We start from the raw sequence: 21,155 nt of genomic DNA on the forward strand, positions 1-21,155 counted from the left end.
CGGAAGGGACCCCGATGCTAGGACGGGGTGCCGCCTGCCGTATGTGTCCAAAGGCATGGGCCAGCGTTGCGGCCTGATCCGGTCAAGCCGAGGTGGCAGCTCGCGCAGCGTCATCGGCCAGCAGCCCATACACGGCCGAGTCCGCCAGTTCACCGCGGATGCGCCAGCGCTGCCGCAGCAGGCCTTCGCGGTGGAAACCCAGGCGCTCGAGCACATGTGCCGAGGCCTGGTTGCGTGGGTCGATCTCGGCTTCCACCCGATGCAGTTGCAGGGTGTTGAACAGATAGTCCAGCACCCGCTGCAGCGCTTCATGCATGTAGCCATGGCCCTGCCTGCCAGGTGCCAGCAGATAGCCGATTTCGGCACGCGCCGCGTCGCGATCCAGCGCAAACACCACGCAGATGCCCAGCAGTGGGCCGTCCACCGATTCGCGCAGGGCCAGCTTCAATTGCGTGCCGGTCGCCTGTGCGGCGAGGTCGTCGTCGATCTGCGCGCGTGCTTCGGCGGGACGCGTCCACGCCGGGTGGTTCCACCAGTGCATCACGTCCGGGTCAGACTGCAGGGCGAACAGGGCCGCGGCGTCATCGCGGCGGATGGGGCTCAGCACCAAGCGCGCGCTGTGCAGCGGCAGCCCGGGAAACAGCAGCGAGTTGGCGGGCAATGGGGTCGTCCACGCGGATGAGCGCGCATTATGGACCCGCAGGGTTTGCCGCTGGGGGCGTGATGCCCCGGGGGCGGAAGCACCGGGGTCGGATCCCTTTCCTCAGGAAAGGGCTCTGACCCCAGTGCCGACCCCATTGCCGGGTGTCCGGGGTCAGAGCCGTTTCCCGGTGGGAAACGGATCCGACCCCGCACCGGAATCAGGCTTCCAGCGAAGCCAGATCGCCCTTGCTCTCCAGCCAGCCCTTGCGATCCGACGCGCGCTTCTTGGCCAGCAGCATGTCCATCAGCGAGCTTGTCTGCTCGCGATCGTCGACGGTCAACTGCACCAGGCGACGGGTGTCCGGGTGGATGGTGGATTCACGCAGCTGCGGCGGATTCATCTCGCCCAGGCCCTTGAAGCGGGTCACGTTGATGGCGCCCTTGATCTTCTCGCGTTCGATCTTGTCCAGCATCGAGCGCTTCTCTTCCTCATCCAGGGCGTAGAACACCTGCTTGCCCACGTCGATGCGGAACAGCGGCGGCATCGCCACGAACACGTGGCCGGCATCGACCAGTGCCGGGAAGTGCTTCAGGAACAGTGCGGTCAGCAGGGTGGCGATATGCAGGCCGTCCGAGTCGGCGTCGGCGAGGATGATCACCTTGCCGTAGCGCAGGCCGCTGATGTCCTCCTTGCCCGGGTCGCAGCCGATGGCCACCGCCAGGTTGTGTACTTCCTCCGAGGCCAGCACGCTGTTGGAGGACACTTCCCAGGTGTTGAGGATCTTGCCGCGCAGCGGCAGGATCGCCTGGAAGTCCTTGTCGCGGGCCTGCTTGGCGCTGCCGCCTGCCGAGTCGCCCTCGACCAGGAACAGCTCGGTGCGCGACAGGTCCTGGCTGATGCAGTCGGCCAGCTTGCCGGGCAGGGCCGGGCCCTGGGTGACCTTCTTGCGGACGACCAGCTTCTCGGTCTTCAGGCGCGCACTGGCGCGTTCGATGGCGATCTGCGCGATCTTCTCGCCCAGCTCCACGTTCTGGTTCAGCAGCAGGCTGAACGCATCGTGCGCGGCGCCTTCGACGAAACCGGCGGCCTGGCGCGAGGACAGGCGTTCCTTGGTCTGGCCGCTGAACTGCGGGTCGGTCATCTTCAGTGACAGCACGAACGACACGCGGTCCCACACGTCTTCCGGGGCCAGCTTGACGCCACGCGGCAGCAGGTTGCGGAAGTCGCAGAACTCGCGCAGCGCTTCGGTCAGGCCGGTGCGCAGGCCGTTGGCGTGGGTGCCGTGCTGCGCGGTCGGGATCAGGTTGACATAGCTTTCCTGCACCAGCTCGCCTTCCGGCAGCCAGGCCACGGCCCAGTCCACGATCTCGGTGTCTTTCTTCAGGTTGCCGACGAACAGCTCGGCCGGCAGCATCTCGCGATCGCCCAGCTCCAGCTTCAGGTAATCGCGCAGGCCGTCTTCGTAGTACCAGGTGTCGACTTCACCGGTGGCTTCGTCGGTCAGCTTGACGGTCAGGCCCGGGCACAGCACGGCCTTGGCGCGCAGCAGGTGCTTGAGCGCGCGCACGGCGAACTTGGGCGTATCGAAATACTTCGGGTCCGGCCAGAAGCGCAGGCGGGTACCGGTGTTCTTCTTGCCGACGGTGCCGACCACTTCCAGCGGCGAGGCGCGGTCGCCGTTGCGGAAGGTGATGCGGTGTTCGGCACCTTCGCGCTTGATGTGGATTTCCACCAGGGTCGACAGCGCATTGACCACGCTGACGCCGACGCCATGCAGGCCGCCGGAGAAGGTGTAGTTGTTGTTGTTGAACTTGCCGCCGGCATGCAGGCGGGTAAGGATCAGCTCGACGCCCGGGATCTTCTCTTCCGGATGGATGTCCACCGGCATGCCGCGGCCGTCATCGCTGACCTCCACGCTGCCGTCCTTGAACAGTGTGATCTCGATCGAGCGGGCATGGCCGGCGAGGGCCTCGTCCACCGAGTTGTCGATCACTTCCTGCGCCAGGTGGTTCGGGCGCGCGGTGTCGGTATACATGCCGGGGCGGCGCTTGACCGGGTCAAGGCCGGACAGGACTTCAATATCGGCGGCGTTATAGCGGGCGTTCATCTGTCTTCGAAAGCGTGGAGCGACGGGCAAGTGTGCGGTCTGGACCGGGAATTTGCACGCCTGCGGTTCAGCCTCGTTGGCGGGGAGGGGGTAAAATGGCAGCCGCTGGAACCGAACACCGGCGCCCCCCACATCCGAGCCATACCGCGAGGAGGACTCCATGAAGAAGTTGCTGACCATTGCGATCCTGGCTGCCGCCGCTGTTGCAGTGCCGATGGTGCTGGCGCAGAACGCCGGCCAGCCTGCTCCGCAGCAGGGTGACCAGGCCGACAAGGCGCAGTCCGAAGCCGACGCCAAGGCCAAGCGCCGCGCGCAGGCCAATGCCGAGATGAAGGCCAAGGGCCAGCCGGTGCCGCAGCAGGAAGAAGAGGAAGAGGCACGCAAGAAGAAGTAATTCTTCTGCCCCTGCGAAGCCCTTGCCACAAGGGTTTCACCCTTGAACGCCCCGCCCAGCGGGGCGTTTCTTTTTGCCGATGGCGCCATCTGCCCCTTGGGTTGGCGGCCATCTATCTGTAAACTATGGCTTTCCGGGAGTAAGTGCGTGTCCACCATTTGCGAATGGGCTGGCACGGCCAAGCGTGGCCTCCAGCAAAGCGGGTCGCAGGTGACGGTCGAAGTGACCGGCACGGCCGCCCCGACCTCGCAGGGTGGTTCCCCGTTGGCGCCTGGCGCCGGCCGGGCCCGCACCTCCCTCGCTGCTCCAGCGAACCGGAAAACCCCCTTTCTGCTCCACGCCCGCCCCCCGGGCAGGCGTGGCGCTGCCGTTTTCCATTTCCAGACAGGATGCTTGCAGCCATGACTCCCTTGATTTTCGTAACCGGCGGCGTGGTGTCCTCGCTCGGCAAAGGTATTGCCGCCGCGTCACTGGCCGCCATTCTCGAAGCGCGTGGCCTGAAGGTCACGATGATGAAGCTCGATCCGTACATCAACGTCGACCCGGGCACCATGAGCCCGTTCCAGCACGGTGAGGTGTATGTCACCGACGACGGCGCCGAGACCGATCTCGACCTGGGCCACTACGAGCGCTTCGTGCGCACCCGCCTGAGCCGCAAGAACTCGGTCACCACCGGCCGCATCTACGAAGAGGTGATCCGCAAGGAGCGCCGCGGCGACTACCTGGGTGCGACCGTGCAGGTCATTCCGCACATCACCGACGAGATCCGTCGCTGCATGGACGAAGCCACCGAGGGCTTCGACGTGGCCCTGGTGGAGATCGGCGGCACCGTCGGTGACATCGAGTCGCTGCCGTTCCTGGAGGCGATCCGCCAGGTGCGCACCGAGCGTGGCCCGGAAAAGGCACTGTTCATGCACCTCACCCTGGTGCCGTACATCGCCGCCGCGGGTGAACTGAAGACCAAGCCGACCCAGCACTCGGTGAAGGAACTGCGCTCGATCGGCATCCAGCCGGACGTGCTGCTGTGCCGTTCGGAACAGCCGGTACCGGATTCGGAGCGCCGCAAGATCGCCCAGTTCACCAACGTCTCCGAGCGCGCGGTGATCAGCGTCCCCGACGTCGATGTGCTGTACCGCATTCCGATGGGCCTGCACGCGCAGGGCCTGGACGAGATCGTCATCAACCAGCTGAAGCTGGCCGACAAGGCCGGCCCGGCCGACCTGTCGATGTGGGAAGACGCCGTCGATGCCACCCTGCATCCGCTGGATGCGGTGACCATCGCAGTGGTCGGCAAGTACATCGACCACCAGGACGCCTACAAGTCGGTCGGCGAGGCACTCAAGCACGGTGGCCTGCGCCAGCGCACCAAGGTCACCCTGAAGTGGCTGGAAGCGCAGGATCTGGAGGGCAGCGACATGTCCGCGCTGGCCGATGTCGACGGCATCCTGGTGCCGGGTGGTTTCGGTGACCGTGGCTTCGAAGGCAAGGTGCTCACCTCGCAGTACGCCCGTGAGCAGCAGGTGCCGTACTTCGGCATCTGCTATGGCATGCAGGCTGCCGTGGTCGACTACGCGCGCCACGTGGTGGGCCTGGAAGACGCCAACAGCACCGAGAACGATCGCCAGTCGCCGAACCCGGTGATCGGCCTGATCACCGAGTGGCGCACCGCCACCGGCGACGTGGAAAAGCGTGACGACAAGAGCGACCTCGGCGGCACCATGCGCCTCGGCCTGCAGGAACAGCGCCTGAAGCCGGGCACGCTGGCCCGCGAGCTGTACGGCAAGGACGTGGTCGCCGAGCGCCACCGCCACCGCTACGAATTCAACAACCGCTACCGCACCCAGCTGGAAGACGCGGGCCTGGTGATCGCCGGCAAGTCGATGGACGACACCCTGGTGGAAGTGGTCGAACTGCCGCGCGACCAGCATCCGTGGTTCCTGGCCTGCCAGGCGCACCCGGAATTCCTGTCCACCCCGCGTGATGGCCACCCGCTGTTCATCGGCTTCATCCGTGCCGCGCGCGAGCGCAAGGCCGGTGGCAAGCTGCTGCAGGAAGTGCGCGCCTGACTTGTCATGGGGGCCGCCGGCCCCCATCTTGCTCGCTTCAACCCCAGCGCACCGGCACTGCCGGTGTAGCGGACAACAAGGAAACGCCATGAAACTGTGTGGATTCGAGGTCGGGCTGGACCAGCCCCTGTTCCTGATCGCCGGCCCCTGCGTGATCGAGTCGATGCAGCTGCAGCTGGATACCGCCGGCAAGCTGAAGGAAGTGACCGACAAGCTCGGTGTGAACTTCATCTTCAAGTCCAGCTTCGACAAGGCCAACCGCACCTCCGGCACCGCCTTCCGTGGCCCGGGCATGGAAGAGGGCCTGAAGGTGCTGGCCGAGGTCAAGAAGCAGATCGGCGTGCCGGTGCTGACCGACGTGCACGAGTACACCCCGATGGACGAAGTGGCCTCGGTGGTGGACGTGCTGCAGACCCCGGCGTTCCTGGTCCGCCAGACCGACTTCATCCGCAAGGTGTGCGCGGCCGGCAAGCCGGTCAACATCAAGAAGGGCCAGTTCCTGGCGCCGTGGGACATGAAGCCTGTCGTCGAGAAGGCCAAGGCCACCGGCAACGAGCAGATCATGGTCTGCGAGCGTGGCGCCAGCTTCGGCTACAACAACCTGGTCAGCGACATGCGTTCGCTGGCGGTGATGCGCGATACCGGCTGCCCGGTGGTGTTCGACGCCACCCATTCGGTGCAGCTGCCGGGCGGGCAGGGCACCAGTTCCGGTGGCCAGCGCGAGCATGTGCCGGTACTGGCGCGTGCCGCGGTTGCCGTGGGCATCTCCGGCCTGTTCGCCGAGACCCATCCGGACCCGTCCAAGGCGCTGTCCGATGGCCCCAACGCGTGGCCGCTGGACCAGATGGAAGCCCTGCTCGAGACCTTGATGGAGCTTGACGCGGTGACCAAGAAGCACGGCTTCTCGCGCTTCGCGTGAGTCAGCACCCGCAGGCGGCGCTGGAGATCCAGCGTCGTCGCCGGCACTGGCGGCAGTGGCCGTGGGGCCCGATCGCACTCGGTCTGGCCCTGCTCTCGGTATCGGGCGTATTCGCCATCGGCATGCTGTTCGGTGCCGGCATGCGCCCGTCCAGTGCGGGCGGCCCGGTAGTGAACCTGATGCCTTTCGTCATCGCCCTGGCGGTGGCCGAGGTGCTGACCATCTCCGCAGGGTTTTGCGCCGCGGTGCTCGGCTGGCGTCTGAACCGGGGCAGGGTCACCGCTGCACTGGCGATGGTCCTGCTGTCGCTGTGGGCGGGCATCCTGCTGCACGATCTGCTTTGATGAATACGACGCCTGAACTCTCGCGCAGCCGGCCCTGGGGCCTGATCGCCCTGTTGCTGTCGGTGCTCGCCTGGGGCGCCTTGCTGCTGGGCGTGCTGGCCTTTGCCGCCAGCTTCCGCCCCCCGGGGGATGGCAACAACGGCGTGCAGGCCGTGCAGTACTGGATGCTGGGCGCGCTGATCACGCTGGTGCTGTCTTTCGTGGGCAGCCTGGTGGCGATGGTGATGGCCTGGCGACGGCGACGCGGAGCGGTGTGCGCGGCCATTGCCGGTGCGCTGCTGGTGATGCTGGTGTCGCTGGTGGTGATCGTGATCGGGTCCAGCTGGGGCTGATGCCACTCAGGCCATTTGGCAAGTGAGGGGTAGCCGGGGATAATCACGCGGCATTCGTTTTTGTCGCCCCCTCTCCATACAGGTAACCGGCCCGACCATGAGTACGATCCGCAGCATCCATGCCCGTGAAATCCTCGACAGCCGTGGCAACCCCACGCTGGAAGCCGAAGTCACCCTGGAGGACGGTTCGTTCGGTCGCGCCGCGGTTCCCTCCGGCGCATCGACCGGCACCAAGGAGGCGGTGGAGCTGCGTGACGGCGACAAGACCCGTTACCTTGGCAAGGGCGTGCGCAAGGCCGTCGACAACGTCAACGGCGCCATCGCCAACGCACTGAAGGGCTTCGAGGCCAACGACCAGGCCGGCCTGGACCGTCGCCTGATCGATCTGGATGGCACCGAGAACAAGGGCCGCCTGGGCGCCAACGCACTGCTGGGTGTTTCCATGGCCGCCGCACACGCCGCTGCTGCCTCCAGCAAGCAGGCACTGTGGCAGTACCTGGCCGGCAAGACCGGCGCGACCCCGTCGCTGCCGGTGCCGATGATGAACATCATCAACGGCGGCGCGCACGCCGACAACAACGTCGATTTCCAGGAGTTCATGGTGCTGCCGGTCGGCTTCACCTCGTTCTCCGAAGCGCTGCGTGCCGGCACCGAAATCTTCCATTCGCTGAAGTCGGTGCTGAAGGGCCACGGCCTGAGCACGGCGGTGGGCGACGAAGGCGGCTTCGCGCCGGATTTCCGCAGCAACGTCGAAGCACTGGACACCATCCTCGAAGCCATCGGCAAGGCCGGCTACACCGCCGGTGAAGACGTGCTGCTGGGCCTGGACGTGGCCTCCAGCGAGTTCTTCGAGAACGGCAAGTACAACCTGGTCGGTGAGAACAAGCGCCTGACCTCCGAGCAGTTCGTCGACTTCCTCGCCGACTGGGCCGCGCAGTACCCGATCATCACCATCGAAGACGGCCTGGCCGAGAACGACTGGGCGGGCTGGAAGCTGCTGACCGATCGCATCGGCAAGAAGGTGCAGCTGGTCGGCGACGATCTGTTCGTCACCAATCCGAAGATCTTCCAGGAAGGCATCGATTCGGGCACCGCCAACGCGATCCTGATCAAGGTCAACCAGATCGGCACCCTCAGCGAAACCCTGGAAGCGATCGCCATGGCCGACCGTGCCGGTTACGCCGCCGTGGTATCGCACCGTTCGGGTGAAACCGAAGACACCACCATCGCCGATATCTCGGTGGCCACCACCGCCACCCAGATCAAGACCGGCTCGCTGTGCCGCAGCGATCGCGTGGCCAAGTACAACCAGCTGCTGCGCATCGAGGAAGCTCTCGGTGCCGGCGCGCGTTACGCGGGTCGTGACGCGTTCGTGTCGCTGAAGCGCTGAGCCGATGCGCGACTGGCGCTGGCTGCTGCTGTTGCTGGCCCTGCTGCTGGCATGGCTGCAGTACCGTTTCTGGTTCGGCCCGGGCAATTCGGGTGAAGTGATGATGCTCGAAGCCCAGGTCGCCAGCCAGGAGCGGGACAATGACGGTCTGCGGCAGCGCAACGATGCGCTTGCTGCCGAAGTGAAGGACCTCAAGGAAGGCCAGTCCGCCATCGAAGAACGCGCGCGCAGCGAGCTGGGCATGATCAAGCCCGGCGAGAAGTTCTATCGCGTCGTGGAAGATGCACCCGTGCATCCGGTGCAGCCTGCGCCGGTCACGGCGCAGGCAGGTGACCATCCGGCGGACGTGCCATGAGCGCGGCGATCTGGGTGGTGGTTCCGGCCGCAGGGCGCGGCACGCGTTTTGGTGCGCCGTTGCCCAAGCAGTACCTGCAGGCCGGCGGGCAGACCCTGCTCGCCCACACTCTGGACGCCTTGCTGGCGCACCCGGCCGTGGCCGGGGCGATGGTGGTGATCGGCGCGGACGATGCCGACTGGCCGGGCTGGACCGAGTGGGCCGGCAAGCCGGTGCTGACCTGCACCGGTGGCGCCACCCGCGCCGCCTCGGTGCTGGCGGGGCTGCAGGCCCTGCCGGACAGCGTGCGTGCCGACGAATTCGTGCTGGTGCACGACGCGGCGCGTCCGAACCTGTCGCAGGCCGATCTTGGCCGCCTGCTGGAAGTGGGGCGTACCGACCCGGTCGGCGCCATCCTCGCCGCCCCCGTGCGCGACACGCTCAAGCGTGCTGGCGACGATGGCGGCATCGATGGCACCGAGCCGCGTGAGCGCCTGTGGCGTGCACTGACGCCGCAGCTGTTCCGCCGTCACCAGCTGATCCGCGCCTTGTCCGAAGCGGCTGCTGCCGGTGTCGACGTCACCGACGACGCCATGGCCATGGAGCGCCAGGGCCAGCGCCCGCTGCTGGTGGAAGGCAGCGAGGACAACTTCAAGGTCACCACCCCGGCCGATCTCGATCGTTTCGAATTCGTACTCTCCCGCCGCGCCGGCTGATCGCCCGCGCGGCCCTGCTGCAAGGGCTGCATCCATGAGCACCTCCCCGTTCCCGCCCGTCCGTATCGGTCAGGGCTACGACGTCCATGCCTTCGGTGAAGGCGACCACATCATGCTCGGCGGCGTTGCGGTGCCGCACAGCTGCGGCGTGCTTGCGCACAGCGACGGCGACGTGATCCTGCACGCGTTGTGCGACGCGATGCTCGGCGCGATCGCGCTGGGTGACATCGGCCAGCACTTCCCGCCCAGCGATGACCGCTGGAAGGGCGCGGACAGCAGCGCGTTCGTGCGCCACTGCGACAGCCTGCTGCGCGAGCGCGGCTGGCGTGTCGGCAACACCGACATCACCGTGATCTGCGAGCGGCCCAAGGTCGGCCCGCATGCGCTGGCGATGCGCGAGCGCATCGGTGAACTGCTGCAGCTGCCGTTGGATGCGGTCAGCGTCAAGGCCACCACGTCCGAGAAGCTGGGCTTCACCGGGCGGGGCGAAGGCATCGCCGCGCAGGCCGTCGTTCTGCTGGTGGCGGCATGATTCCGTTGCCGCTCGCGTTCGGCGCGCCGCTGCTGCAGGCGCGTATCCGCACCACGCCGGAAGATTTCCAGGTCGATGAACTGCCGGCTTTCGAGGCGACGGGGGAAGGCGAGCACCTGCTGCTGCATATCCGCAAGCGTGGCGCGAACACGGTGCATGTGGCCAAGGTGCTGGCCAAGTGGGCGGGCCTGCCGGAAATGGCGGTCAGCTATGCCGGCATGAAGGATCGCAACGCGGTCACTACCCAGCGTTTCAGCGTGCACCTGCCCAAGCGCGTCGCGCCGGACCTGGCCGAACTGGCCAGTGACGAGATCGAAGTGATCGAGTCCACCTGGCACAACCGCAAGCTGCAGCGCGGCGCGCTGGCCGGCAACCGCTTCAAGCTGGTGCTGCGCGATGTGCAGGGAGATGCGGCGGCAATCGACGAGCGCCTGCAGCAGATCGCCACGCGCGGCCTGCCGAACTGGTTCGGCGAGCAGCGCTTTGGTCGTGATGGCGGCAATGTTCCTGCGGCGCTGGCGATGTTTGGCGGCCGGCGCATGCGCAAGGACCAGCGGTCGCTGCTGTTGTCGGCCGCCCGTTCGGCGCTGTTCAACCGGGTGCTGGCCGCGCGCGTGGAGCAGGGCAGCTGGGACCAGCCGCTGCAGGGTGAAGTGTGGATGCTGGATGGCAGCCGCAGCGTGTTCGGTCCCGAGCCGTACAGCGACGTGCTGGCCGAACGCCTGGCGCGCTTCGACATCCACCCCAGCGCGCCGCTGTGGGGCGAGGGTGAGCTGCGCAGCACTGACGCGGCCCGCGAACTGGAACTGGCGGCGCTGGACGATGACGAATCCAAGGCGCTGCGTGTCGGTTTGGAAGAGGCGCGGCTGAAGCAGGAGCGGCGCGCGCTGCGGCTGCGTCCGGCGCTGTTGCAGCACCAGTGGCTGGCCGCCGACGTGCTGGAGCTGTCCTTCGCACTGCCGCCGGGCTGCTATGCCACGGCCGTCCTGCACGAGCTCGGGCCGGTCGAAGACGCTTCGCAGGCCTGACGGAAATGGTGGCGGAGGCGAAGAGCATCCACGCATGGCGTGGATCTACTTTCCTCCGCTCTCCGCAGTAGATCCACGCCATGCGTGGATGAATCGCCAGTAGATCCACGCCATGCGTGGCTGGGCCGTCAGTAGATCCACGCCATGCGTGGACGGGCCGTCAGTAGATCCACGCCATGCGTGGACGGGCCGCCAGTAGATCCACGCCATGCGTGGATGAATCGCCAGTAGATCCACGCCATGCGTGGATGAGTCGTTAGTAGATCCACGCCATGCGTGGATGAATCCCACCGGCAAAACGTCAGCGCCGCGCCAGCAGCACCAGCACTGCGCCGGTCCCGCCTTGCCCGGTCGGGGCCGAATGGAACGCCAACACGTCGTTGCGCAGGCGCAACAGTCGGTCCACCAGGTTCTTCAACACGGGCGCACTGCCATCGGACTGCAGGCCCTTGCCGTGGATGATGCGTACGCAGCCGTACTCGTGGGCGTGCGCCTCCAGCAGGAACTGGCGCAGCATCGCCTCGGCCTGCGCGGCAGTGGCGCCATGCAGGTCCAGCTCGTCCTGTACCGAGTACTGCCCGCGCTTCAAGCGCTGGAACAGGCGTGGTGGCAGGTTGTCGCGCCGGTAGCTGGCGACGTCGCCCGCTTCCAGCGGCGCGTTGTCGCGCAGCAGCCGGGCGAACTCTCCGGCAGCTTCGGCGTCGTCGCGCTCGGCCATGCGCGCGCGCGGCTTGGGGCGCGGCGCGGCAGGCGCGGGCTCCACTTCCTTGCGCAGCGGCGTCACTTCGCCGATGGCTGCACGGAACAATGCAGCCGGATCTTCGTCTTCAGGGTGCGACATGCGCACAGGTTAAACCGGCTGCGCAGGTCTGCCTATGACCGTTTGATGTCGGCCGTGACCGCAGACAGGGTAGGACCCAGCGCCCGCTTGCGGCACAATAGTCGGCGCACTTGCGGAGCTGCCGCCTCCCTGGAGGAGACGGGTCGGCTTCGCCCACGCTGCAAGGTGACGGGATCGAATTCTTGGAAAATCAAGCGGTTAAATCGAAGATGCGCATCCTGGTCAGCAATGATGACGGGGTCGACGCGGCAGGCATCCGCATGCTTGCTTCCGTGCTGCGCGAGGCCGGGCATGAAGTCACGGTGGTCGCACCGGACCGTGATCGCTCCGGCGCCAGCAATTCGCTGACCCTGGATCTGCCGATCCGGCTCAAGCGCATCGACCACTACACCGTGTCGGTGGCCGGCACGCCCACCGACTGCGTGCACCTTGCGCTGACCGGCCTGCTGGAGTTCGAGCCTGACATTGTCGTGTCCGGTATCAACAATGCCGCCAATCTCGGCGATGACGTGATCTATTCCGGCACCGTCTCGGCGGCGATGGAAGGTCGTTTCCTCGGCCTGCCCGCAGTCGCGGTGTCCTTGGTGACCCGCAACCACGATCCGAAGCATTTCGAGACGGCGGCGCGTGCCGCGGTGGAGATCGTTGCCCGGCTGAAGGCCGATCCGCTGCCGGCCGACACCATTCTCAACGTCAATGTGCCGGACCTGCCGTGGAGCGAGGTCAAGGGCTTCGAAGTCACCCGCCTGGGCAACCGCCATCGCGCCGAAGGCTGCATCGCGCAGAAGGATCCGCGCGGCAACGAGGTGTACTGGATCGGTCCGGCCGGCCGCGAGCAGGACTCAGGCCCCGGTACCGATTTCCATGCGGTGCGCACCGGCCACATTTCGATCACCCCGATCCAGGTCGACCTGACCCGCTACCAGGCGCTGGAAAAGGTCGCCAGCTGGGTCGGCGGCCTTACCGCCGCGCTGGACCAGCCGGCATGAGCCCACGCCTGCGCCTGCAGCCGGAAGCGGTCGGCATCGGCATGACCTCGCAGCGCGTGCGCGACCGCCTGGTCGACCGCCTGCGCGAAGCTGGCATCGTCGACGAGTCGACGCTGAACGCGATCCGGGTGGTGCCACGTCATCTGTTCATCGACGAGGCCCTGGCCTCGCGCGCGTATGAAGATACCGCGCTGCCGATCGGCCACGGCCAGACCATTTCGCAGCCGTGGGTGGTGGCGCGGATGACCGAGGCCGTGCTGCAGGTGGCGCCGAAAAAGGTGCTCGAAGTAGGCACCGGCTCGGGCTACCAGGCGGCGGTGCTTGGCGCGCTGGGGCTGGAGGTCTATACCGTCGAGCGCATCGGCGATCTGCTGCGGCAGGCGCGCAAGCGTTTCCGTGCGCTGGGCATGAACATCCGCACCAAGCACGACGACGGCCGCGTTGGCTGGGCCGAGCATGGCCCGTTCGATGCCATCGTGGTCACCGCCGCCGCACCAGCGCTGGTCGATGCCCTGGTCGAGCAGTTGGCCGAAGGGGGCCGCCTGGTCGCCCCGGTCGGTGGCGCAGGCGCACAGTCGCTGGTGCAGCTCGACCGCAAGGACGACGGCAGCATCGAACAACGCGTGCTGGCGCCGGTCACCTTCGTACCGCTGCTGTCTGGCATGCTCGATTGAATCCACGGAGCAGGGTTGCATGAAGATTTTCGGGCCGCTGTACGAGCGGGCGATGAAGTGGGCCGCGCATGAGCGTGCGCCGACCTACCTGATGGTGCTGAGCTTTTTCGAAGCCATCATCTTCCCGGTGATGCCGGAAGTGATGCTGGCGCCGATGTGCGTGGCCCAGCCCAAGCGCGGCTGGTGGTTCGCCACCCTCAGCCTGGCCGGCTCGATGGTCGGCGCGGTGATCGGTTACGCGCTGGGCCACTACGCGTTCGAGGCAGTCAAGCCGGTGTTCGAGGCGCTGGGCATGCTGCCGGCGATCGAGCAGGGCATCGCTACCGTGCAGGCCAAGATGGTGGAGTCGCCCTGGGCGGTGTTCACCTTCCTGGTGCTCGGCGGCTTCATGCCGATTCCGATGAAGGTCTTCACGTGGGCATCGGGTATCGTCGGCGTGCCGATGCCGCAGTACCTGTTGAGCATGTTGATCGGTCGTGGCAAGCGCGTGTTCGTGCTGGCCGCGGTCATCCGTATCGGTGGTGCGCGCGCCGAAGCAGTGCTGCGCCGATGGATTGAACCGCTGGGCTGGATCGCCACCGCGTTGGTGGTGGTGCTGATCGCCTGGCTTGTATGGAGGTCGAAGTTCGCATGAGTGCAGATCGTCTGAGCAAGGGAGTGCGCATCGGCGCACTGGCGTTGCTGGTATCCACCCTGGCCGCCTGTGGCACCGCCACCGTGGTCCGGCCCAGTGGCAGCGGCGGCAGTGGCGTCAGCACGCCGAAGACATCGGTGCCCAAGCCGGGGCAGACGGTGGTCGTGCGCAAGGGCGACACCATCTATGCACTGGCCCGCATCCATGACATCACGCCGGCAGACCTGATCGCCTGGAACAACCTGGACAATCCGTCGACCATTTACCCGGGGCAGGTGATCCGCCTGTATCCGGCCGGCTCCGGCGGCGGCCGTGCGCCGACCACCGTGGTGACCGCACCGCGTCCGGGTGGCAGCACGTCCGGCGGCAGTACCGCGCCGACGCCGGGTCCGGCCGGTCCGGTCAAGAGCAACATCGCCTGGCGCTGGCCGGCCGATGGCGCAGTCGTGGGCCGCTACGTGGCCGGCGACGCGACCAAGCAGGGTGTGGACATCGCCGGCACCAGCGGCGCGCCGGTGAAGGCCACGGCCAACGGCGTGGTGGTGTATTCCGGCGCCGGCCTGGTCGGCTATGGCGAGCTGATCATCATCAAGCACAGCGACCAGTGGCTGTCGGCCTATGGCCACAACCGCAAGCGCCTGGTCAATGAAGGGCAGAGCGTGAAGGCCGGCGAGCAGATCGCCGAGATGGGCCGTACCGGCGCCAACCGGGACATGCTGCACTTCGAGATCCGCTACAACGGCAAGCCGGTCGACCCGCAGCAGTATCTGCCGGCGCGCTAGCGCGGGCAGATACGGGTAGCGCCGGGCCATGCCCGGCGTAACTCACCTGTAGCGCCGAGCCATGCTCGGCCGCTCTTTGCTGCGATACGACGCCGCCCGAGCATGATCTCGGGCGCTACACGCAACGTGTGGTCCAGGGGCGGTAGCGCCGGGCCATGCCCGGCGGCTTCAGGCCTCAGCCTTCCAGAATGAAGGCAGCCGCCACCTTGCGGCCTTCGCCGGCAAGGATGTTGAAGGTGCGCGCGGCGGCCGGATTGTTCATCACTTCCAGGCCGATACCGCGCGACAGGCAGGCGGCCATCACAACCGCCGGCGGAAACGCCTGACGCTCGCCGGTGCCGAGCAGTATCAACGCCGGCTTCAGTGCCAGGATCGGCTCCAGGTCAGCCACCTGCAGCGCCGCGACGTCGGTGACCGGCCACTGCTCGACCAGTTGATCAGGGGTCAGGAAGAAGCTGTTGCCCAGAACGCGATCATTCACCCGCGCCGAGCGACCGTCCGCGGCGCGCAGGCTGTAGGCGTAGTCGGGCAGTTCGTGGTTCAGCTGCATGGCAGGGACCGATCAGCCGCGCGGCAGCACGATCTGGCGGTGTTCCTTGCTCGGGCGATACAGCACGGCCACATGGCCGATACGCTGCACCAGCGCACTGTCGGTGGCCTGCACGATCTCGCCGATCATCACGTCGCGGGCGTCACGGTCTTCGGCGGCAACCTTCACCTTGACCAGTTCGTGGCGCTCCAGCACTTCGTTCAGCTCGGTCAGGAAGGCCGGCGTGACGCCCTTGCCGCCGGTCTGCAGCAGGGCCTTCAGGTCGTGGGCTTGGCCGCGCAGGAAACGGGTCTGGGAAGGGGTCAAGGCAGTGGGCATGCAGAAAACACGGTTGAATGGGACGATCAGGGTATCATGGCGACCCCATCAGCCCCTATTTCCAATGGCTACCCGCAGCAAAAGCAGCCAGCGCTGGCTCAAGGAACATTTCTCCGATCCCTTCGTGAAGAAGGCCCAGGCCGAAGGCATGCGCTCCCGTGCGGCCTACAAGCTCGAAGAACTGCTCGAACGTGACCGGTTGCTGAAGCCGCACATGGTGGTGGTCGACCTCGGCGCGGCCCCGGGCGGCTGGTCTCAGCAGGTTCGGAGACAGATTGGCGACACTGGCCGCGTGCTGGCCCTGGACATTCTGGACATGCCGCCACTGGCCGGCGTGGAGTTCCTTCATGGTGACTTCAGGGAAGAAACCGTCCTATCGGAGTTTGAAGCCATGCTCGGGGATCAGCCGGTAGACCTTGTGCTGTCGGACATGGCCCCCAATAAGAGTGGTGTGGGCGCGGTCGACCAGCCGCGGATGATGCACCTGGCGGAGCTGGCGCTGGATTTTGCCGACAACCACCTCAAGACCGGTGGGGCATTCCTGATCAAGCTGTTCCAGGGTGAAGGCTTTGACGACTATGTGCGCGACATGCGCCGCCGGTACGACAAGGTCTCCATCCGCAAGCCGGAAGCCTCGCGCAAGCGCTCTCCCGAGGTGTATGCCTTGGGTCAGGGAAAACGCACCCACATGAAGTAAGCTCGACCCCGTAAGTTCGACCCCAACGCAACGCCAGCACTGAGAGGAACACCGGAGCCAATGAGGATGAACGACTTGACCAAGAACCTCCTGCTATGGGTGGTCGTCGCCGTCGTGCTGATGGTGGTCTTCCAGAGCTTCTCGCCCAAGACCTCGGGGGCCGGGGCGCAGGGCGCTTCGTACTCGCAGTTCCTGGACCAGGTGGACACCGGCAACGTGCAGAAGGTCGCCTTCGGCGGCGATACGCGCGGCGGTACCAGCCAGATCACCTACACCACCCGTGGTGGACAGTCGTCCACCATCACCGCGCCGTTCGATCGCGACCTGATCAACGTGCTGCGCACCAAGAACGTCGAGATCGTGCAGGAAGAGCCGTCCAGCGGCATCTCCCTCGGCGCGATCCTGATGAATTTCCTGCCGGTCATCCTGATCATCGGCTTCTGGTTGTTCATCATGCGGCAGATGCAGGGCGGTGGCGGCGGTGCCAAGGGCGCGATGTCCTTCGGCAAGTCGCGCGCCAAGCTGCAGGGCGAAGACCAGATCAAGGTCACCTTCGCCGACGTTGCCGGCTGCGACGAGGCCAAGGAAGAAGTCGGCGAACTGGTCGACTTCCTGCGTGACCCGTCCAAGTTCACCAAGCTCGGCGGCAAGATTCCGCGCGGCGTGCTGATGGTTGGCCCGCCGGGTACCGGCAAGACGCTGCTGGCCAAGGCCATCGCGGGCGAAGCCAAGGTGCCGTTCTTCTCGATTTCCGGTTCGGACTTCGTGGAAATGTTCGTCGGCGTCGGTGCCAGCCGTGTGCGCGACATGTTCGAGCAGGCCAAGAAGCACGCGCCGTGCATCATCTTCATCGATGAAATCGACGCCGTCGGTCGCCACCGTGGTGCCGGCCTGGGCGGCGGTCATGACGAGCGCGAGCAGACCCTGAACCAGCTGCTGGTCGAGATGGATGGTTTCGAAGGCGGCGAAGGCGTGATCGTGATCGCCGCGACCAACCGTCCGGACGTGCTGGACCCGGCGCTGCTGCGTCCGGGCCGCTTCGACCGCCAGGTGGTGGTCGGTCTGCCGGACGTGAAGGGCCGCGAGCACATCCTCAAGGTGCACATGCGCAAGCTGCCGCTGGCCGACGACGTCGTGCCGATGGTGATCGCGCGTGGTACGCCGGGCTTCTCCGGTGCCGACCTGGCCAACCTCTGCAACGAGGCCGCCCTGTTCGCCGCCCGTGGCAATGAGAAGGAGGTCCGCATGGACCACTTCGACCGTGCCCGCGACAAGATCCTGATGGGTGCCGAGCGCCGCTCGATGGCCATGAGCGAGGAAGAGAAGACCCTCACCGCTTATCACGAAGCCGGTCACGCCATCGTCGGTCGCCTGGTGCCCGAGCACGATCCGGTCTACAAGGTCACCATCATTCCGCGCGGCCGTGCGCTGGGTGTGACCATGTACCTGCCGGAAGGCGACAAGTACTCGATCAACCGCGTGGCGATCAACTCGCAGCTGTGCTCGCTGTATGGCGGTCGCGTCGCCGAAGAACTGATCTTCGGGCCGGACAAGGTCACCACCGGTGCGTCCAACGACATCGAGCGTGCCACCAAGATGGCCCGCAACATGGTCACCAAGTGGGGCCTGTCGGAGACCCTGGGACCGATCGCCTACGGTGAAGAGGACGATGAAGTGTTCCTCGGCCGTTCGGTCACCCAGCACAAGAGCGTGTCCAACGACACGGCGCGCCGCATCGATGAGGAAGTGCGCAGCATCCTGGACAAGGCCTATGCCCGGACCACCGAGCTGCTGACCGCCAACGTCGACAAGCTGCATGCGATGACCCAGCTGCTGCTGCAGTACGAAACCATCGACGCGCCGCAGATCGACGCCATCATGGAAGGCCGCGATCCGCCGCCGCCGATGGGGTGGACCAAGTCGAGCAAGGACGATGGTGGCAATGACAAGGGTGGTGACGCCCGTCCGCTGCCGCCGATCGCCGGTCCGGCCGAATCGATCTGACGGCCTGCCGTACGCAATGCAAGATGAGGCCGGGGCAACCCGGCCTTGTTGTTTCCGGGCCCCGGCCCATCCGATCCCGACCGTCCGCTGGAGTCCGCATGTCCGCCCCCAAGCCTGAACCGATTTCCCACACTGCCGAGATGGTGATCGCCACCGTGGTCGGCGTCGCCGTCGGCCTGACCGTGGACAATCTGCTGCTGGGCTGTGGCGTGGGTATCGCGGTGGGCATCCTGCTGAGCATCATCAAGACGCTGTACGTGGACCGGAAGCGTCGGCGCACGTAGGGTGTTGCGGCAGGGCTGCGCCCTGCACCCGCAGAGGCCACAGCTACCGCCGAAGCAACGGCAAGAGCTGGGCTTCCTGGGGATGGCGGGGCGGTGTCGGATTGCGGGGACGCCGTAAACCCGTCCATGGGGGCTTGGCCGCGGCATCCATGCCGCGGACACCCCGCAATCCGACACCGCCCCGCCTTCGACGATTCCCCGCTGCTGTTGGGCTGCTGTTGGTAGGTGTCGACCTTGGTCGACACGTAGATCCACGCCATGCGTGGATGCTCTTCGTTCAATTGTCGAGATATTCGATTCCAATGGAGATTCATCCACGCATGGCGTGGATTTACCGGGCACCGGGAAACTGTCGAAGGCGGGGTGGGTCCGATTGCGGGGGTGTCCGCGGCATGGATGCCGCGGCCAAGCCTCCATGGGTGAGGGCGCTTTGCTTGCGAAGCACTGCTTCGCAAGCGCCCGAACGCACAGCCGCCAGCGGCTGGGCAGGTCTGGGGATTCACGGCGTCCCCCGCAACCGGACCCACCCCGCCATCCCACGAAAACCCGCTATTGCTGTTGCTCCAGACCTGGCCTCTGCGGGTGCAGGGCGCCGCCCTGCCGCCGTAAACTACCCTTCGTTGCCCGCAGGATCTGCCATGTTCGATATCTCTCCCCAGCTCGATTGCGCCGGCCGCATCCTGCGCCTGGACCGTGCCCGGGTCATGGGGATCGTCAACGTCACCCCCGATTCGTTCTCCGACGGCGGTGCCCATGACACTACCGAAGCAGCAGTCGCGCATGGCCTGAAGCTGGTGCAGGAGGGCGCCGACCTGCTCGACATCGGCGGCGAATCCACCCGCCCGGGCGCGGCGCCGGTGTCGATCGACGAAGAGCTGCGTCGGGTCGTGCCGGTCATCGAGCAGCTGGCGGCACGCACATCGGTGCCGATCAGCATCGACACCTTCAAGCCGGAGGTGATGCGTGCCGCAGTGGCTGCAGGCGCTGGGATGATCAATGACATCTTCGGCCTGCGCCAGGACGGTGCGCTACAGGCCGCGGCAGACACTGGCGTGCCGGTGGTGCTGATGCACATGCAGGGCGAGCCGGGCCACATGCAGGCCGACCCGCAGTACAACGATGTCGTCACCGAGGTCCATGGCTTCCTGGTGCAGCGCCTGTTCGCCGCCGAGATGGCCGGCATCGCCAAGAAGAATCTGCTGATCGACCTCGGCTTCGGCTTCGGCAAGACCACTGCGCACAACATCACCCTGTTGGCCCGTTCCGAGCGTTTTCTCGAGCTGGGTGTGCCGATGCTGGCGGGTCTGTCGCGCAAACGCAGCCTGGGCGAGCTGACCGGGCGCGAGTCACCGGCAGAGCGGGTCGCTGCGTCGGTGGCCGCACACCTCATCGCCGTGCAGCGCGGTGCCCGTATCGTGCGCGTGCACGATGTGGCAGCGACGGTCGATGCGTTGAAGGTCTGGCAGGCGGTCGACGCGGTGCCTGCTGTCCGGGTGGATGCCAAACCGAGCCTCCGCTGGCCGGACGAAGACTGATGGCCGTCGATCAGCGGCCGCTGGCGATCGCCGTGATGGGGCCGACCGCCAGCGGCAAGACCGCCACCGCGATCGCGCTGGCGCAGCGGCTGGATGGCGAAATCGTCAGCGTCGATTCGGCGCTGGTCTATCGCGGGCTGGATATCGGTTCGGCCAAGCCTGATGCCGGCGAACGTGCGCAGGCGCCGCACCACCTGCTGGACCTGCGCGATCCCTGGCAGACCTATTCGGCCGCCGAGTTCGCTGCCGACGCCGGCCGCGTGGTGGCCGACATCGTTGCCCGGGGCAAGACGCCGATCCTGGCCGGCGGCACCGGCCTGTACTTCCGTGCGCTGCTGCAGGGGTTGTCGCCGATGCCGGAGGCCGATCCGGCGATGCGCGACGCGTTGAGCGCCGAGGCCGCCGAGCGTGGCTGGGCGGCCCTGCACGCCGAACTGGCCACCGTCGATCCCGCCGCCGCCGTGCGCATCCATGCCACCGACCCGCAACGCATCCAGCGGGCGCTGGAGGTCTACCGCCTGACCGGCACGCCGATCAGTGAATGGCAGCGCCGCCCCGGCGTCGCCCCGTTGCCGGTGCGTACATTGAAGCTGATTCTGGCGCCGCGCGACCGCGCGGTGCTGCACCAGCGCATCGAGGCCCGCTTCGACGCCATGCTCGCCCAGGGCTTTCTCGACGAAGTGCGCGCCCTGCGTGCGTTGCCGGACATGCAGGCGGTCGCCGCGCCGCTGGACCTCCCCGCCGTCCGCGCGGTGGGGTATCGCCAGGCCTGGGAGTACCTGGACGGCGAGGGGGACCAGGCTCGCTTCCGTGACAAGTCCATTTTCGCCACCCGGCAACTGGCCAAGCGCCAGCTGACCTGGCTGCGCGGCGAGCTTGATGCACGCTGGTTCGACCCCCATATGGATGGGGAGCGCCTGGCAGGCGCGGTGTCGACCTTCGTTGCACGCTGAACCGACGCTGGCCGTGTACCATCATGGGCCGGCAAGCGGCTCGGGGGCCGCGGCGACCGCCGGCTACCAATAAGAACAATAATCAGGAG

General features: G+C 66.7%; 24 protein-coding genes. 19 read left to right on the plus strand and 5 right to left on the minus strand.

Annotated features, from left to right (window positions below; genetic code table 11):
• Positions 1 to 82 precede the first annotated feature (82 nt).
• Together CR919_RS11215 and parE are read right to left on the minus strand one after the other, a co-directional pair.
• Positions 83 to 661 (minus strand): GNAT family protein, encoded by a 579-nt coding sequence (locus tag CR919_RS11215; RefSeq protein ID WP_099820085.1) that lies wholly within the window; start codon positions 659 to 661, stop codon positions 83 to 85.
• Between the two features lie 199 nt (positions 662 to 860).
• Entirely contained in the window at positions 861 to 2,750 is a 1,890-nt protein-coding gene (gene parE, locus CR919_RS11220) for a DNA topoisomerase IV subunit B (protein WP_099820086.1), read from the minus strand.
• A gap of 160 nt (positions 2,751 to 2,910) precedes the next feature.
• Here parE and CR919_RS11225 point away from each other — a divergent pair, with 160 nt between their 5' ends.
• From CR919_RS11225 to truD, 10 genes are all read left to right on the plus strand, one after another.
• Positions 2,911 to 3,144 (plus strand): hypothetical protein, encoded by a 234-nt coding sequence (locus CR919_RS11225; protein WP_089240228.1) that lies wholly within the window; start codon positions 2,911 to 2,913, stop codon positions 3,142 to 3,144.
• Positions 3,145 to 3,545: 401 nt separating this feature from the next.
• On the plus strand, positions 3,546 to 5,210 hold the full coding sequence (locus CR919_RS11230; protein ID WP_099820087.1) for a CTP synthase: 1,665 nt from the start codon (positions 3,546 to 3,548) through the stop codon (positions 5,208 to 5,210).
• 88 nt (positions 5,211 to 5,298) lie between these two features.
• Complete coding sequence (gene kdsA / locus CR919_RS11235) at positions 5,299 to 6,129, plus strand: 3-deoxy-8-phosphooctulonate synthase (RefSeq protein WP_099820088.1); 831 nt, start codon at positions 5,299 to 5,301, stop codon at positions 6,127 to 6,129.
• Entirely contained in the window at positions 6,126 to 6,473 is a 348-nt protein-coding gene (locus tag CR919_RS11240) for a hypothetical protein (protein ID WP_099820089.1), read from the plus strand. Before kdsA ends, CR919_RS11240 begins: the two co-directional genes overlap by 4 nt.
• Positions 6,473 to 6,805 carry a hypothetical protein gene (locus tag CR919_RS11245; protein WP_099820090.1) on the plus strand — a complete coding sequence of 111 codons (333 nt, stop codon included), beginning with the start codon at positions 6,473 to 6,475 and terminating at the stop codon, positions 6,803 to 6,805. Before CR919_RS11240 ends, CR919_RS11245 begins: the two co-directional genes overlap by 1 nt.
• A 97-nt stretch (positions 6,806 to 6,902) precedes the next feature.
• The gene (eno, locus tag CR919_RS11250; protein ID WP_099820091.1) at positions 6,903 to 8,195 is read left to right on the plus strand and encodes a phosphopyruvate hydratase; all 1,293 of its coding nucleotides are present in this window, start codon (positions 6,903 to 6,905) and stop codon (positions 8,193 to 8,195) included.
• A 4-nt stretch (positions 8,196 to 8,199) separates the two neighbouring features.
• On the plus strand, positions 8,200 to 8,550 hold the full coding sequence (ftsB, locus tag CR919_RS11255) for a cell division protein FtsB (protein WP_099820092.1): 351 nt from the start codon (positions 8,200 to 8,202) through the stop codon (positions 8,548 to 8,550).
• Entirely contained in the window at positions 8,547 to 9,245 is a 699-nt protein-coding gene (ispD, locus tag CR919_RS11260) for a 2-C-methyl-D-erythritol 4-phosphate cytidylyltransferase (protein ID WP_099820093.1), read from the plus strand. The genes ftsB and ispD overlap by 4 nt, the downstream gene beginning before the upstream one ends.
• 34 nt (positions 9,246 to 9,279) lie before the next feature.
• Complete coding sequence (gene ispF / locus CR919_RS11265; protein ID WP_099820094.1) at positions 9,280 to 9,777, plus strand: 2-C-methyl-D-erythritol 2,4-cyclodiphosphate synthase; 498 nt, start codon at positions 9,280 to 9,282, stop codon at positions 9,775 to 9,777.
• Positions 9,774 to 10,805, plus strand: coding sequence for a tRNA pseudouridine(13) synthase TruD (gene truD / locus CR919_RS11270; RefSeq protein ID WP_099820095.1), 1,032 nt, complete (start codon positions 9,774 to 9,776; stop codon positions 10,803 to 10,805). The genes ispF and truD overlap by 4 nt, the downstream gene beginning before the upstream one ends.
• Before the next feature lie 301 nt (positions 10,806 to 11,106).
• On the opposite strand, the gene CR919_RS11275 is transcribed toward truD, so the two are convergent.
• On the minus strand, positions 11,107 to 11,646 hold the full coding sequence (locus tag CR919_RS11275; RefSeq protein ID WP_099820096.1) for a Smr/MutS family protein: 540 nt from the start codon (positions 11,644 to 11,646) through the stop codon (positions 11,107 to 11,109).
• A 209-nt stretch (positions 11,647 to 11,855) separates the two neighbouring features.
• Between CR919_RS11275 and surE the strand changes: the two genes are divergently transcribed.
• Genes surE through CR919_RS11295 form a run of 4 tightly spaced genes read left to right on the plus strand, consistent with a single transcriptional unit; the run spans position 11,856 to position 14,725 of the window.
• Entirely contained in the window at positions 11,856 to 12,635 is a 780-nt protein-coding gene (gene surE / locus CR919_RS11280) for a 5'/3'-nucleotidase SurE (protein WP_089240247.1), read from the plus strand.
• Positions 12,632 to 13,309 (plus strand): protein-L-isoaspartate(D-aspartate) O-methyltransferase, encoded by a 678-nt coding sequence (locus CR919_RS11285; RefSeq protein WP_089240249.1) that lies wholly within the window; start codon positions 12,632 to 12,634, stop codon positions 13,307 to 13,309. The genes surE and CR919_RS11285 overlap by 4 nt, the downstream gene beginning before the upstream one ends.
• A 19-nt stretch (positions 13,310 to 13,328) precedes the next feature.
• Positions 13,329 to 13,943: a DedA family protein gene (locus CR919_RS11290; protein ID WP_099820097.1), complete on the plus strand. Its 615-nt coding sequence runs from the start codon at positions 13,329 to 13,331 to the stop codon at positions 13,941 to 13,943.
• The gene (locus CR919_RS11295) at positions 13,940 to 14,725 is read left to right on the plus strand and encodes a peptidoglycan DD-metalloendopeptidase family protein (RefSeq protein WP_099820098.1); all 786 of its coding nucleotides are present in this window, start codon (positions 13,940 to 13,942) and stop codon (positions 14,723 to 14,725) included. The genes CR919_RS11290 and CR919_RS11295 overlap by 4 nt, the downstream gene beginning before the upstream one ends.
• A gap of 175 nt (positions 14,726 to 14,900) precedes the next feature.
• On the opposite strand, the gene CR919_RS11300 is transcribed toward CR919_RS11295, so the two are convergent.
• Complete coding sequence (locus CR919_RS11300; protein WP_032976512.1) at positions 14,901 to 15,275, minus strand: Mth938-like domain-containing protein; 375 nt, start codon at positions 15,273 to 15,275, stop codon at positions 14,901 to 14,903.
• Positions 15,276 to 15,287: 12 nt separating this feature from the next.
• A complete protein-coding gene (gene yhbY, locus CR919_RS11305) occupies positions 15,288 to 15,593 on the minus strand; it encodes a ribosome assembly RNA-binding protein YhbY (RefSeq protein WP_025878910.1) in 306 nt (101 codons plus the stop codon).
• A gap of 64 nt (positions 15,594 to 15,657) precedes the next feature.
• On the opposite strand from yhbY, the gene rlmE reads away from it, so the two are divergent.
• The 5 genes from rlmE (at position 15,658) to miaA (ending at position 21,066) form a co-directional block, all read left to right on the plus strand.
• On the plus strand, positions 15,658 to 16,290 hold the full coding sequence (gene rlmE / locus CR919_RS11310) for a 23S rRNA (uridine(2552)-2'-O)-methyltransferase RlmE (protein WP_099820099.1): 633 nt from the start codon (positions 15,658 to 15,660) through the stop codon (positions 16,288 to 16,290).
• Between the two features lie 66 nt (positions 16,291 to 16,356).
• Positions 16,357 to 18,294: an ATP-dependent zinc metalloprotease FtsH gene (gene ftsH / locus CR919_RS11315; RefSeq protein ID WP_162292006.1), complete on the plus strand. Its 1,938-nt coding sequence runs from the start codon at positions 16,357 to 16,359 to the stop codon at positions 18,292 to 18,294.
• A gap of 98 nt (positions 18,295 to 18,392) precedes the next feature.
• Complete coding sequence (locus CR919_RS11320) at positions 18,393 to 18,578, plus strand: hypothetical protein (RefSeq protein ID WP_099820100.1); 186 nt, start codon at positions 18,393 to 18,395, stop codon at positions 18,576 to 18,578.
• 638 nt (positions 18,579 to 19,216) lie between these two features.
• Entirely contained in the window at positions 19,217 to 20,113 is an 897-nt protein-coding gene (folP, locus tag CR919_RS11330) for a dihydropteroate synthase (RefSeq protein ID WP_099820101.1), read from the plus strand.
• Complete coding sequence (gene miaA, locus CR919_RS11335) at positions 20,113 to 21,066, plus strand: tRNA (adenosine(37)-N6)-dimethylallyltransferase MiaA (protein ID WP_099820102.1); 954 nt, start codon at positions 20,113 to 20,115, stop codon at positions 21,064 to 21,066. Before folP ends, miaA begins: the two co-directional genes overlap by 1 nt.
• Positions 21,067 to 21,155: the final 89 nt, after the last annotated feature.

It is taken from the genome of Stenotrophomonas sp. LMG 10879, assembly GCF_002750935.1.
GTDB lineage: Bacteria > Pseudomonadota > Gammaproteobacteria > Xanthomonadales > Xanthomonadaceae > Stenotrophomonas > Stenotrophomonas lactitubi_B.

Coding starts and splice junctions, on each gene's coding strand:
- parE (WP_099820086.1), bottom strand. CDS start 2,750: ATGAACGCCCGCTATAACGCCGCCGATATTGAAGTCCTGTCCGGCCTT.
- CR919_RS11225 (WP_089240228.1), top strand. CDS start 2,911: ATGAAGAAGTTGCTGACCATTGCGATCCTGGCTGCCGCCGCTGTTGCA.
- CR919_RS11230 (WP_099820087.1), top strand. CDS start 3,546: ATGACTCCCTTGATTTTCGTAACCGGCGGCGTGGTGTCCTCGCTCGGC.
- kdsA (WP_099820088.1), top strand. CDS start 5,299: ATGAAACTGTGTGGATTCGAGGTCGGGCTGGACCAGCCCCTGTTCCTG.
- CR919_RS11245 (WP_099820090.1), top strand. CDS start 6,473: ATGAATACGACGCCTGAACTCTCGCGCAGCCGGCCCTGGGGCCTGATC.
- eno (WP_099820091.1), top strand. CDS start 6,903: ATGAGTACGATCCGCAGCATCCATGCCCGTGAAATCCTCGACAGCCGT.
- ftsB (WP_099820092.1), top strand. CDS start 8,200: ATGCGCGACTGGCGCTGGCTGCTGCTGTTGCTGGCCCTGCTGCTGGCA.
- ispD (WP_099820093.1), top strand. CDS start 8,547: ATGAGCGCGGCGATCTGGGTGGTGGTTCCGGCCGCAGGGCGCGGCACG.
- ispF (WP_099820094.1), top strand. CDS start 9,280: ATGAGCACCTCCCCGTTCCCGCCCGTCCGTATCGGTCAGGGCTACGAC.
- truD (WP_099820095.1), top strand. CDS start 9,774: ATGATTCCGTTGCCGCTCGCGTTCGGCGCGCCGCTGCTGCAGGCGCGT.
- CR919_RS11275 (WP_099820096.1), bottom strand. CDS start 11,646: ATGTCGCACCCTGAAGACGAAGATCCGGCTGCATTGTTCCGTGCAGCC.
- surE (WP_089240247.1), top strand. CDS start 11,856: ATGCGCATCCTGGTCAGCAATGATGACGGGGTCGACGCGGCAGGCATC.
- CR919_RS11285 (WP_089240249.1), top strand. CDS start 12,632: ATGAGCCCACGCCTGCGCCTGCAGCCGGAAGCGGTCGGCATCGGCATG.
- CR919_RS11290 (WP_099820097.1), top strand. CDS start 13,329: ATGAAGATTTTCGGGCCGCTGTACGAGCGGGCGATGAAGTGGGCCGCG.
- CR919_RS11295 (WP_099820098.1), top strand. CDS start 13,940: ATGAGTGCAGATCGTCTGAGCAAGGGAGTGCGCATCGGCGCACTGGCG.
- CR919_RS11300 (WP_032976512.1), bottom strand. CDS start 15,275: ATGCAGCTGAACCACGAACTGCCCGACTACGCCTACAGCCTGCGCGCC.
- yhbY (WP_025878910.1), bottom strand. CDS start 15,593: ATGCCCACTGCCTTGACCCCTTCCCAGACCCGTTTCCTGCGCGGCCAA.
- rlmE (WP_099820099.1), top strand. CDS start 15,658: ATGGCTACCCGCAGCAAAAGCAGCCAGCGCTGGCTCAAGGAACATTTC.
- ftsH (WP_162292006.1), top strand. CDS start 16,357: ATGAACGACTTGACCAAGAACCTCCTGCTATGGGTGGTCGTCGCCGTC.
- CR919_RS11320 (WP_099820100.1), top strand. CDS start 18,393: ATGTCCGCCCCCAAGCCTGAACCGATTTCCCACACTGCCGAGATGGTG.
- folP (WP_099820101.1), top strand. CDS start 19,217: ATGTTCGATATCTCTCCCCAGCTCGATTGCGCCGGCCGCATCCTGCGC.
- miaA (WP_099820102.1), top strand. CDS start 20,113: ATGGCCGTCGATCAGCGGCCGCTGGCGATCGCCGTGATGGGGCCGACC.